Source organism: Mesorhizobium sp. WSM4307, assembly GCF_007003945.1.
Lineage (GTDB): Bacteria > Pseudomonadota > Alphaproteobacteria > Rhizobiales > Rhizobiaceae > Mesorhizobium.
Window position 1 is genome coordinate 18,472 of sequence record NZ_VFTB01000009.1, and the last position, 12,521, is coordinate 30,992.

Sequence of the window (12,521 nt, forward strand, 5' to 3'; positions counted from 1 at the left end):
GCGAGGCAAGGCCCCGCTTTTCAATCAGTCATTGGAAGCAAGTTTCAGGCCGGAAGAATCGCGCCTTCCAGCGTGGTCAGCTGGCTAAGGAACTGCTCGGCCTTGCTGCGCGCCTGGTCGTCCTTGGCGTCGGCGGCATCTTCCTTGGCTTCCTGGATGCGGCGGGCGAGATCGGCGCGGTCGACATCCTTCACGGCGACAGCCGATTCCGCCAGCAGCGTGCAGCCGGCCGGAACGATGTCCGCGAAACCGCCGAACACGACATAGCGTTCTTCGCCGCCCGAAGCGGTCTTCACCGTGACGACACCCGGCTTGATCGTGGTCATGACGGGCGCGTGATGCGCCATCACGGTCATCTCGCCTTCGGCACCCGGAATGACGACGGATTCGACCTCAGTGGAAACCAGCAGGCGCTCCGGCGAGACCAGTTCGAATTTGAAAGCTTCAGCCATGTCAATTTAGTGAGTAGGGAATAGTGAGTAGGAAGTAGGGAGAGAGGGAACCGTCCCGATCACCCAGCTGCTATTCACTACTGACTACTGACTACTCCCTATTCCCTTGATTAAGCCGCTTCGGCCGCCAGGCGCTGTGCCTTCTCGACTGCTTCCTCGATGCCACCGACCATGTAGAAGGCGGCTTCCGGCAGGTGATCGTAGTCGCCGTTGCAGAGGCCCTTGAAGCCCTTGATGGTGTCGGCGAGGTCGACGAGCTTGCCCGGCGCGCCGGTGAACACTTCGGCGACGAAGAAGGGCTGCGACAGGAAGCGCTCGATCTTGCGGGCGCGGGCCACGGTCTGCTTGTCCTCTTCCGACAGCTCGTCCATGCCCAGGATGGCGATGATGTCCTGCAGCGACTTGTAGCGCTGGAGGATCGACTGCACCTGGCGGGCAACGGCATAGTGCTCTTCGCCGACAACCATCGGGTCGAGCATGCGCGAGGTCGAATCCAGCGGATCGACCGCCGGATAGATGCCCTTTTCGGCGATGGCGCGGTTCAGCGTCGTCGTCGCGTCAAGGTGGGCGAACGAGGTCGCCGGCGCCGGGTCGGTCAAGTCGTCGGCGGGCACGTAGATGGCCTGCACCGAGGTGATCGAGCCCTTGGTGGTGGTGGTGATGCGTTCCTGCAGCGCGCCCATGTCGGTGGCGAGCGTCGGCTGATAGCCCACGGCCGACGGGATACGGCCGAGCAGAGCCGACACTTCCGAACCCGCCTGCGTGAAGCGGAAGATGTTGTCGACGAAGAACAGCACGTCCTGGCCCTGGTCGCGGAAATATTCAGCGACCGTCAGGCCGGTCAGGCCGACGCGGGCGCGCGCGCCCGGCGGCTCGTTCATCTGGCCGTACACGAGGGCCGCCTTGGAGCCTTCGCCGCCGCCCTTCTTGTTGACGCCGGATTCGATGAACTCGTGATAGAGATCGTTACCCTCGCGCGTGCGCTCGCCGACGCCGGCGAACACCGAATAGCCGCCATGCGCCTTGGCGATGTTGTTGATCAGTTCCTGGATCAGCACGGTCTTGCCGACGCCGGCGCCGCCGAACAGGCCGATCTTGCCGCCCTTGGCGTAAGGTGCCAGCAGGTCGAGCACCTTGATGCCGGTGATCAGGATCTGCGCTTCCGTCGACTGCTCGACATAGGTCGGAGCCGGCTGGTGGATGGAGCGCATTTCGATCCCGTCGACCGGGCCTTCTTCGTCGACCGGCTCGCCGATGACGTTGATGATGCGGCCGAGCATGCCCGGGCCGACCGGCACCGTGATCGGCGCACCGGTGTCGCGCACTTCCTGGCCGCGCACCAGACCTTCGGTGGAGTCCATGGCGATGCAGCGCACGGTGTTTTCACCCAGGTGCTGGGCAACTTCGAGCACCAGGCGATTGCCGACATTGGTCGTCTCGAGCGCGTTCAGGATCGCCGGAAGGTGATCGCCGAATTGTACGTCGACGACGGCGCCGATGACCTGGCGGACCTTGCCGACGACGCCCGTCGCCTTGGCGGCCACTGCGGGAGTCCTGGCCGCCGCGGCCTTGGCCGGCGCCGCGGCCGTCTTTGCCGGAGCTGCCTTCGCGGCGGCTGCCGGAGCCTTGGCCGCCTTTGCGGGGGCTGCGGTCTTCGCGGCTGCCGCCTTGGGGGCCGCCGTCTTGGGGGTCGCTGCTTTCGCCATCGTCTTTACCCTTTTTCGTCCTTTGTTTCTCACGCGGTCCTGGAGCGGGCCGATGGCCCGCGAACCACGCCTAGAGCGCTTCGGCGCCCGAAATGATTTCGATCAGTTCCTTGGTGATCTGCGCCTGCCGCTGGCGATTGTAGGTGATCGACAGCTTGTTGATCATCTCGCCGGCGTTGCGCGTCGCATTGTCCATGGCGCTCATCTTGGCGCCCATTTCGCCGGCCGCGTTTTCGAGCAGCGCCCGGAAAACCTGCACGGAAATGTTGCGCGGGATGAGGTCGGAGAGGATTTCGCCCGGCTCCGGCTCATACTCGTAGACGGCATTGCCGCCATCCACCGCCTCGGCGGGAGCCGAAGCGACGCCGGCCGGGATGATCTGCTGCGCGGTCGGGACCTGGCTGATCACCGACTTGAACTGCGAATAGAACAGCGTGCAGATGTCGAAGGCGCCCTCGTTGAAGAGGTGGATGACTTTCTTGGCGATCGCGTCGGCATTGACGAAGCCGAGCGTCTTGACCTCGCGCAGGTCGACGCGATCGAGGATCATCGAGGCATAGTCGCGGCGCAGGATGTCGAAACCCTTCTTGCCGACGCAGATGATCTTGACCTGCTTGCCGTCGGCCAGAAGCCGCCGGATATGATCGCGGGCAAGACGGGCAATCTGCGAATTGAAGCCGCCGCACAGGCCGCGCTCGGCGGTGCAGACGACGAGCAGATGCACGTTGTCCTTGCCGGTGCCGGTCATCAGCGCCGGGGCGTCGCCGCCGCTGCCGATTGCCTGGGTGATGTTGGCCAGCACGGAACCCATGCGCTCCGAATAGGGGCGCGCCGCTTCCGCTGCCTCTTGCGCACGGCGCAGCTTCGCCGCGGCGACCATCTGCATCGCCTTGGTGATCTTCTGCGTCGCCTTGACCGAGGCGATACGGTTACGAAGGTCTTTTAGTGAAGGCATGCTTCAAACCTGATCCCGTCTTGTCGCTTTGCTCAGGCGAAGGTCTTGGCGAAAGCGTCGATCTCTGCCTTCAGCTTGGCGCGCAGATCGTCCGACAGCGCCTTTTCCTTGCGGATGGCGTCGAGAACGTCCTTGCCCGCCGCACGCATGTGGCTGAGCAGGCCATGCTCGAACTTGCCGACCTGGTTGACCGGCAGCTTGTCGAGATAGCCGTTGACGCCGGCGAAGATCACCGCGACCTGCTCTTCCGTCTTCAGCGGCGAGAACTGCGGCTGCTTCAGGAGTTCGGTCAGGCGCGATCCGCGGTTGAGCAGGCGCTGCGTGGCGGCGTCGAGATCCGAGCCGAACTGCGCGAAGGCCGCCATTTCGCGGTACTGCGCGAGCTCGCCCTTGATCGAGCCGGCAACCTGCTTCATTGCCTTGATCTGCGCCGAGGAACCGACGCGCGACACCGACAGACCGACGTTGACGGCCGGACGGATGCCCTGGAAGAACAGGTTGGTTTCGAGGAAGATCTGGCCGTCGGTGATCGAGATCACGTTGGTCGGGATGTAGGCCGACACGTCGTTGGCCTGGGTTTCGATGACCGGCAGAGCCGTCAGCGAGCCATTGCCCAGATCGTCATTGAGCTTGGCGGCGCGCTCGAGCAGGCGCGAGTGCAGGTAGAAGACGTCGCCCGGATAGGCTTCGCGGCCCGGCGGGCGGCGCAGGAGCAGCGACATCTGGCGATAGGCGACGGCCTGCTTCGACAGATCGTCGTAGCTGATCAGCGCATGCATGCCGTTGTCGCGGAAATATTCGCCCATGGTGCAGCCGGCGAACGGCGCCAGGAACTGCATCGGCGCCGGATCGGAAGCGGTGGCGGCGACGATGATCGAATATTCGAGCGCGCCGCGCTCTTCCAGCACCTTGACGAACTGCGCGACGGTCGAGCGCTTCTGGCCGACGGCGACGTAGACGCAGTAGAGCTTTTCCTTCTCGGGGCCGTTGTCGTGCACCGACTTCTGGTTGAGCATCGTGTCGAGGATGATGGCGGTCTTGCCGGTCTGGCGGTCGCCGATCACCAGCTCGCGCTGGCCGCGGCCGACCGGGATCAGCGCGTCGATGGCCTTGAGGCCGGTCGACATCGGCTCATGCACCGACTTGCGCGGGATGATGCCGGGCGCCTTGACGTCGACGCGCTTGCGTTCGGTCGCCTTGATCGGGCCCTTGCCGTCGATCGGGTTGCCGAGCGCGTCGACGACGCGGCCGAGCAGGCCCGGACCGACCGGAACGTCAACGATGGCGCCAGTGCGCTTGACGGTGTCGCCTTCCTTGATGTCGCGGTCGGCGCCGAAGATGACGACGCCGACATTGTCGGCTTCGAGGTTGAGCGCCATGCCGCGGATGCCGCCGGGGAATTCGACCATTTCGCCGGCCTGGACATTGTCGAGGCCGTAGACGCGGGCGATACCGTCACCGACGGACAGCACCTGTCCAACTTCGGAGACCTCGGCCTCCTTGCCGAAATTCTTGATCTGGTCTTTCAGAATTGCGGAAATTTCCGCGGCGCGGATGTCCATCAGCCGACCTCTTTCAGTGCAAGCTTGAGCGAATTGAGTTTGGTTTTGAGCGACGTATCGATCTGGCGCGAGCCCATCCTGACCACCAGCCCGCCGAGCAGCGACGGATCGACGGTGACGGAGATGGCCACGTCCTTGCCGGCAACGCCTTTAAGCGCCGCCTTGAGTTCGGCCTGCTGGGCAGCCGTCAGCTCGTGAGCCGACGTCACTTCAGCAGCGGTCTCGCCACGATGCTCGGCGGCGATCTGGCGGAACGCCTTGATCATGCCGGGCACGGCGAACAGCCGGCGATTGCGGGCGACGACGCGCAGGAAATTACCGGTGAGGCCGGTGATCTTGGCCTTGTCGGCGATCGCCGCGATGGCCTTGGCCTGCTCCTCGCTGGAGAATACCGGGCTGTTGATCAGCCGGGTCAGGTCGGAACTGCCCGCGAGCATCGCCTCGAAACTGTTGAGGTCGGACTCGACCTTGGCCACGGAATTTGCCTGCAGGGCGAGTTCGAACAGCGAACCCGCATAGCGTTCTGCGACACCTGAGATTGGCGATGACGATTGAGCCACGGACCGTCTTTTCTCTTGTCTGACAGGCCGCAGATTGTTGGCGCGAGCAAAAACTCTGGCTAAATCTTTGACCTTACTGCATTTTTTCAAGCACGGAGGCGCGGCTTCCGCTATCCCCGGCCGAAAGTCGATTGCCGTCTAGCACAGGCATTTTAAGACCGCAATGCGTCGTTCCGCATGCTTTTCAGGCACTATTGTCGCATCCGGCGAAAGACTCGCGCCTGATGCGCCGGAATAGCCTTGGATTCAGGGCACAAAGCCGAAGGCAAAGGCGAGCGGCAACGCCGCCAGGACCAACTCCACCACAATGGAAACCCAATTGAAAGGTGTGTTGGCGCCATCCGACATCATCGACAGCAGCCGGCCGAAGGCCGTGAACAGCCAGGAGAAGCCGAGCGCCATGTAAACCAATGGCTGCGCCAAGAGGATGCAGCACAGGCCGACGCCGAGATAAAAGCCCGACATCCTGCCACGCCCCTCTGCGATCGCCGCCGCCTTGTCCGGTTTCGCCTGCAGGCGCAGGATGCGGAAGGCCAGCCCAGGCGCCAGGAAAAACAGAAACCCGAGCAGCACGGTGAAGACGGCGCTCGACCAGGCCAGCCATTCGCCCTGGCTCGTCGGCCATGGAAGCGCAAAATCCATGCTGTCCCCTCGAAATGCCTGTTTTGAAATTCCGGGCATTCTAACCGAGGAAAAGCGCCGCGCCAGATGGCATCAGGCACTTTCAAAGCCATGCCAGGAAAAGTGTGAAACGTTTTCCCGGGAAAAACGCATAGCGTTTTCCCTAGGCAATTGCGTCAGAAAAAAACGGCGCATCAACCGAGCGCGAATTCCACCGCCGCCTCGGCATGGATGCGTGTCGTGTCGAAAACCGGAATGTCGAAATCATCCTGTCCGATGAGCATGGTGATCTCGGTGCAGCCCATGATGATGCTGTCGGCGGCCTCGTCACGCCGAAGGCGTTCGGCCTCTTCCATGTAGGCCGCCTTCGAGGCTTCGCTGACGATGCCCTGACAGAGCTCGTCATAGATGACGCGATGCACCATGTCGCGCCCGGCCGCATCGGGCACGACCGGCGACAGGCCGTATTTGTCGGCGAGCCGGCCCTTGTAGAAATCCTGCTCCATGGTGAAGCGCGTCGCCAGCAGCGCCGGGCGCTGCATGCCTGTGCGCTTGACCGCGGCCGCAGTGGCATCGGCGATACGGATCAAGGGGATCGACACCGACGCCTGCACCTGGTCAGCCAGTCTGTGCATGGTGTTGGTGCACAGAACCAGGCCTTCCGCACCGCCCGCCTCCAGCTTGCGCGCGGCATCATTCAGAAGCACGCCGGCGCCGTCCCAATCGCCATGATGCTGCCGCTCGGCGATCTCGGCGAAATCGAACGACCACAGCAGCAGCTTGGCCGAATGCAACCCGCCGAGGCGCTCGCGCACGATCTCGTTGAGCAGGCGATAGTAGATGGCGGTCGATTCCCAGCTCATGCCGCCGAGCAAGCCAAGGGGTTTCATGTGATCTTCCATTTCTCGCTATCGCCGATATGGCGGCCTTATAAAAAGCTCTGCGGATCGATGTCGACCTGCACCCGGACCGAGCCACGCTGCTTCGGCCCGTTGGCCAGCATGGCGCGGATAAAGCCCTGCATGTCGGCGCGCCGTTCGCCCTGGATCAGCAGGCGGAAGCGATGGCGGCCGCCGAGCAGGAACAGCGGCGCTTCCGCCGGCCCCAGCACGAACAGGTCTGCCGCCTCGGGCGCGGCGCGGCGCAGGCCGCGTGCATGCCCTTCCGCTTCCGCCCGCGTCACCGCGCTGACGATGACGCCGGCCAGCCGGCCGAACGGTGGCAGCGCCGCCCGCTCGCGCTCGGCGATCTCGCGTTCGTAAAAAGCCTCGGCATCGCCCGAGACGATCGCCCGCATCACCGGATGGTCCGGCTGGAAAGTCTGCAGCAGGCCGAGGCTCTTCTTGCCGGTGCGGCCGGCGCGGCCGGTCACCTGGCTGAGCAGTTGGAAGGTGCGCTCGGCAGCGCGCGGATCGCCATTGGCAAGGCCAAGATCGGCGTCGACGACGCCGACCAGCGTCATGTTGGGAAAATTGTGACCCTTGGCGACGAGCTGGGTGCCAATGACGATGTCGGCCTCGCCATCGGCGATGGCCTCCAGTTCCAGCCGGAGCCGCCGCACGCCGCCCATCAGGTCGGACGACAAGACAATGGTGCGCGCATCGGGGAAATGCGTGACGACCTCCTCGGCGATGCGCTCGACGCCCGGGCCGCAGGCGACCAGATGATCGAGCGTGCCGCATTCCGGGCAGGCTTCGGGGCGGCGCTCATTGTGCCCGCAATGATGGCAGACCAGCTGGCCGCGAAAGCGATGCTCGACCAGCCAGGCCGAACAGACCGGGCAGCCGAAACGGTGGCCGCAGACGCGGCACAGCGTTAGCGGCGCATAGCCGCGCCGGTTGAGGAACAGCAGCGACTGTTCCTTCTTCTCCAGCGTCTTGCGCATATGGTCGATCAGCACCGGCGACAGGAAGCCGCCACGCGCCGGTGGCGCGCGCCGCATGTCGATCGACTTCAGCTGCGGCAGCGCCGCCTCGGCGAAGCGGGCGGAGAGAATGGCCCTGTTGTACTTGCCCTGGCTCGCATTGACGCGGCTCTCGACCGATGGCGTCGCCGATGCCAGCACCACCGGGAAGCCGCCAATATGGCCGCGCACCACCGCCATGTCGCGCGCATTGTAGAAGACACGGTCCTCCTGCTTGTAGGCAGGGTCGTGCTCCTCGTCGACGACGATCAGGCCGAGCTCCTTGAACGGCAGGAACAGCGCCGAGCGCGCGCCGGCAACGACGCGCACCGTGCCTTCCGCCACCTGCCGCCAGACTTTTTCGCGCATCCTGGGCGGCAGGTCGGAATGCCATTCGCCCGGCTTGGCGCCGAAGCGCTGCTGGAAGCGTTCGAGGAAGGCATGGGTCAGCGCGATTTCCGGCAAAAGGATCAGCACCTGCTTGCCCCGGTCGAGTGCGGCCGCCACCGCCTCGAAATAGACCTCCGTCTTGCCAGACCCGGTGACGCCGTCGAGCAGCGCGACGTTGAAGGCGCCGGCCGCGACATTGGCGCGCAGCATCGATGCGGCGTCGCTCTGGTCCGGCATCAGTTCGGGCACGGCATAGCTCGGGTCAGGTGCTGCCACGACCGGGCGCGGCGGGATCATCACCGTCTCGAACACGCCTTGCGCCTTCAGCCCCTCGATCACCGTCGACGACACGCCGGCCGCATGCGCCAGGCCGGATCGTGTCCAGGCCAACCCGCCTTCGGCCGTTTCCAGCACGCGCGCCCGCGCATCCGTCATCCGGTCGGGAACGATAAGGGTGCGCTGCAACCCCTCGATCCAGGGCTCCGGGTCGAAGGCCTCCGGCGCTCTGAGCAGCATCCGCGCCACCATGCCCGGCGCCGACAGCGTGTATTGCGCCACCCAGTCGACGAAACGGCGCATCGAACGGTCGATCGGCGGGCAGTCGAAGACCTGTTCGATCGGGCGCAGTTTTTTCGCGTCGACAGTCTCGACCGCGCCATCCCAGACGATGCCGGCAACCTGGCGCGGCCCGAGCGGCACGCGCACGATCGACCCCGGCACCACGCGCATGCCGGCCGGCACGGCATAGGTGTAGGGGCGTTCGGCAGGCATCGGCACCAGCACCGGCGCGGCTGCGACAAAGGGCGAATCTTCGATCATGAGGCGTGACCTTGCCCCGACTTTGGTCTAGATCAAAGAGCAACGCTGAACGTGCCTTCCCAAGCACGACGAAATCGTCAGGAGACCGCCATGAAATTTTTCGTCGACACCGCCGACATCAAGGAAATCCGTGAGCTGAATGATCTGGGGCTGCTCGACGGCGTCACCACCAATCCGTCGCTGATTCTCAAATCCGGCGGCAAGATCGCCGACGTCACCAAGCAGATCTGCGATATCGTCGCCGGCCCGGTCTCGGCCGAAGTCGTGGCGACCGAATACAAGGACATGATGGCGGAGGCCGAGGTGCTGGCCAAGATCGCGCCCAATGTCTGCATCAAGGTGCCGCTGACGCTGGACGGCCTGAAGGCCTGCAAGACGATCCGCACCCAGATGAACCGCATGGTCAACGTCACGCTGTGCTTCTCGGCCAACCAGGCGCTGCTCGCCGCCAAGGCCGGCGCCTCGTTTATCTCGCCCTTCGTCGGCCGTATCGACGACACCGGCTCGGACGGCATGGAACTGATCCAGGAGATCCGGCAGATCTACGACAATTACGATTTCCAGACCGAGATCCTGACCGCTTCGGTGCGCACGGTGAACCACGTCAAGCAAGCGGCCCTGATCGGCGCCGACGTCATCACCGCGCCGCCGGCGACGCTGAAGGCGCTGGTCAACCATCCGCTGACCGACAAGGGTCTCGCCGCCTTCCTTGCAGACTGGGCCAAGACCGGCCAGAAGATCGGCTGAGATCGCACTGCTTCAAAAGGCCGGGCGACCGGCCTTTTTTGTTATGTGTCGGAAGAAGCCCGATCGCCGCAAGGGCCGCCGATCATTCCGTGCCGTCCTCGTCGGGCGCGGCTGCCGGCGGGCGCCGGCCCATGATGATTTCGCGCTTGCCGACATGGTTGGGCGCGCCGACCAGACCTTCCTTCTCCATGCGCTCGACCAAGGATGCGGCCCGGTTGTAGCCTATGCCGAGACGGCGCTGGATGTAGGACGTCGAACACTTCTTGTCGCGCACCACCACCTTGACCGCTTCGTCATAGCTGGAATCGCCGTCCTCGGCGGCGACCGATCCCTTGTCGAAGACCGCGCCCTGATCGTCCTCGACTTCTTCCTCGTCCTCGTCGGCGGTCACGGTCTCCAGATATTCCGGGCGGCCCTGCGCCTTCAGATGCGCCACGACATGTTCGACCTCGGCGTCGGAGACGAAGGGGCCATGCACGCGCGAAATGCGCCCGCCACCCATCATGTGCAGCATGTCGCCCTGGCCGAGCAGCTGTTCGGCGCCCTGCTCGCCCAGGATGGTGCGGCTGTCGATCTTGGAGGTGACCTGGAAGGAGATGCGGGTCGGGAAGTTGGCCTTGATCGTGCCGGTGATGACGTCGACCGAGGGGCGTTGCGTTGCCATGATCAGATGGATGCCGGCAGCGCGCGCCATCTGCGCCAGGCGCTGGATGGCGCCTTCGATCTCCTTGCCGGCGACCATCATCAGATCGGCCATCTCGTCGACGATGACGACGATGTAGGGCATCGGCGCAAGATCGATTTCCTGCTGCTCGAACAGCGGCTCGCCGGTGCCTTTTTCGAAGCCGGTCTGCACGGTCATGACGACCGCTTCGCCTTTATCGCGGGCCTGGGCGGCGCGCTCATTGTAGCCGTCGATGTTGCGCACGCCGAGCCGCGCCATCTTGCGATAGCGGTCCTCCATCTCGCGCACCGCCCATTTGAGCGCGGTGACGGCCTTCTTGGGATCGGTGACGACGGGCGTCAGAAGATGCGGGATGCCGTCATAGACCGAGAGTTCCAGCATCTTCGGATCGACCATGATCAGCCGGCATTCTTCCGGCTTCAGCCGGTAGAGCAGCGACAGGATCATGGTGTTGATGGCGACCGATTTGCCGGAGCCGGTGGTCCCGGCGACCAGCAGATGCGGCATCTTCGCCAGTTCGGCGATGACGGGCTCACCGCCGATCGTCTTGCCGAGGCAAAGCGCCAGCTTGCAGCTGGTCTTGCGGAAGCCCTGCGATTCGATCAGTTCGCGGAAATAGACGGTCTCGCGCGTCTCGTTCGGCAGCTCGATGCCGATGACGTTGCGGCCGGGCACGACGGCGACGCGCGCCGAAATCGCCGACATGGAGCGGGCGATATCATCGGCAAGACCGATGACGCGGGACGATTTGACGCCCGGCGCCGGCTCGAACTCATAGAGGGTGACGACCGGACCCGGGCGAACGTGGATGATCTCGCCGCGCACGCCGAAATCCTCGAGCACGCTCTCCAGGAGATCGGCATTCTGCTCGAGCCGCTCCTGCGACATATAGAAGCCCTGCCCTTCCGGCGGCTGCTGCAGCAGCTCTTCCGAGGGAAGTTCGTACGCCTCGCCCGTCGTGGCTGGCACGATCTTGCCGGCCAAAGGCAGCGGCGAAGAGGCGCGCCCGGCCGGAACCTGCACGGTGTCCTCGGCGCCTTGCGCCGGAGCGGCATTGCCCGCGACGGCGGGCACTGCGACCCGCGCCTGGGTTCGCTTCGGCACACCACCCGCCGCCGGCTGAACCACCGCTTCGTTGGAGTTGGCCGGACGGACATCCGACGAGGCGGACGAGGCCTGCTGGCCTGGAAGGCAGTCGATGACACGGAACAACGCGGTCGGGTCGGCCGTCGGCGCGGCGCGAACATCGACCTGTCCGGCGGCGACCGGCGCGGCGGCGCGCTGAACCGGGACGGCTCGCGACGCGGGCGACGAACCTTCGATCATGTAAGGCGCCATGAGCTCGAAGAAGACGTGATCCGACAGGTAGGGCCAGCGGACGGTTTCACGGCCTGTTGTCTTGACCGGCGCCGCCATTTCCTGGGCAGACGCCGCCGGTGCGGATGCACGTACCGGCGCAGCGGTCCCCGGACCGGCCGTCACGAGGGTCCGCGCCTTTTCGCTGGCATGCCTTGGCGGAACGGATGCCGAAGCCGGTGATCTTTCATGCATCACGGCTTTGTTGCCGGCGGGCGGCCGGGCGGTTTCCAAAGCGGCGTTCCGGCTTTTCATCGCCGCCGACAATGACGGGGACGGGACCACGGACGACGGCGCAGCCGCGGCAGGCTGTGCGACGGCTTGCCGCGCCGGCGGCGCCGGCGATTCGCCTTGCTCGGAGGTGATCTGGCGCGGATGGCGTGCGCTGGCTTCGTAGTCCGGCGTGCGGGTAAACCGCACATTGGGCGCCAGGAAGAAATACTCCTGCCAGGCGGGACTTTCATTGCCGCCGAGATCGACAGGTGGCGGGCCGCCCGCGGTCGCGCCGGGCGGCTGGCTGTCCACCTTGCCGCTCACGCCGTTGAAACGCTTTCCCTCGGGGTCATCGGGCGAAGCTGGCTTCAATGAATTGACCCGAGGAAAACGCTTGGATTCCATTCTCAAGACTCACTCTGAAATGTCCGCTGAGCAATAGGGAGCGAGTGGTTAACAGTTGCTTCCCGCCAGCGCTTTTGGAGCGGTCGAAACGTATCTTTCGCGGCGATGTGAGGTGATCGGAATTCGAGCGGCTGATCCTCGTTCAAC

10 protein-coding genes are annotated in these 12,521 nt (G+C 64.7%); 1 reads left to right on the forward strand and 9 read right to left on the reverse strand.

Annotation, left to right across the window (positions count from 1 at the left end):
- Positions 1-44: 44 nt before the first annotated feature.
- The 8 genes from FJV83_RS21865 to FJV83_RS21905 form a co-directional block, all read right to left on the reverse strand.
- Positions 45-452 (reverse strand): F0F1 ATP synthase subunit epsilon, encoded by a 408-nt coding sequence (locus FJV83_RS21865; RefSeq protein WP_095793982.1) that lies wholly within the window; start codon positions 450-452, stop codon positions 45-47.
- A 110-nt stretch (positions 453-562) separates the two neighbouring features.
- Positions 563-2,158 (reverse strand): F0F1 ATP synthase subunit beta, encoded by a 1,596-nt coding sequence (atpD, locus tag FJV83_RS21870; RefSeq protein WP_181167985.1) that lies wholly within the window; start codon positions 2,156-2,158, stop codon positions 563-565.
- Between the two features lie 70 nt (positions 2,159-2,228).
- Positions 2,229-3,113 (reverse strand): F0F1 ATP synthase subunit gamma, encoded by an 885-nt coding sequence (locus FJV83_RS21880; protein ID WP_095793983.1) that lies wholly within the window; start codon positions 3,111-3,113, stop codon positions 2,229-2,231.
- A 32-nt stretch (positions 3,114-3,145) separates the two neighbouring features.
- Entirely contained in the window at positions 3,146-4,675 is a 1,530-nt protein-coding gene (atpA, locus tag FJV83_RS21885) for a F0F1 ATP synthase subunit alpha (RefSeq protein WP_019861845.1), read from the reverse strand.
- Positions 4,675-5,235, reverse strand: coding sequence for a F0F1 ATP synthase subunit delta (locus tag FJV83_RS21890; protein ID WP_142887268.1), 561 nt, complete (start codon positions 5,233-5,235; stop codon positions 4,675-4,677). The genes atpA and FJV83_RS21890 overlap by 1 nt, the downstream gene beginning before the upstream one ends.
- 246 nt (positions 5,236-5,481) lie before the next feature.
- Positions 5,482-5,877: a DUF4345 family protein gene (locus tag FJV83_RS21895; RefSeq protein ID WP_095775829.1), complete on the reverse strand. Its 396-nt coding sequence runs from the start codon at positions 5,875-5,877 to the stop codon at positions 5,482-5,484.
- A 173-nt stretch (positions 5,878-6,050) separates the two neighbouring features.
- Positions 6,051-6,746 carry an aspartate/glutamate racemase family protein gene (locus FJV83_RS21900; protein WP_142887267.1) on the reverse strand — a complete coding sequence of 232 codons (696 nt, stop codon included), beginning with the start codon at positions 6,744-6,746 and terminating at the stop codon, positions 6,051-6,053.
- A 38-nt stretch (positions 6,747-6,784) separates the two neighbouring features.
- Positions 6,785-8,968 (reverse strand): primosomal protein N', encoded by a 2,184-nt coding sequence (locus FJV83_RS21905; RefSeq protein WP_142887266.1) that lies wholly within the window; start codon positions 8,966-8,968, stop codon positions 6,785-6,787.
- Positions 8,969-9,058: 90 nt separating this feature from the next.
- Between FJV83_RS21905 and fsa the strand changes: the two genes are divergently transcribed.
- Positions 9,059-9,715, forward strand: a complete 657-nt coding sequence (fsa, locus tag FJV83_RS21910; RefSeq protein WP_095775831.1) for a fructose-6-phosphate aldolase — start codon at positions 9,059-9,061, stop codon at positions 9,713-9,715.
- An 82-nt stretch (positions 9,716-9,797) separates the two neighbouring features.
- Here the strand turns inward: fsa and FJV83_RS21915 are convergent, their stop codons facing one another.
- Entirely contained in the window at positions 9,798-12,374 is a 2,577-nt protein-coding gene (locus FJV83_RS21915; protein WP_142887265.1) for a DNA translocase FtsK, read from the reverse strand.
- Positions 12,375-12,521 lie beyond the last annotated feature (147 nt).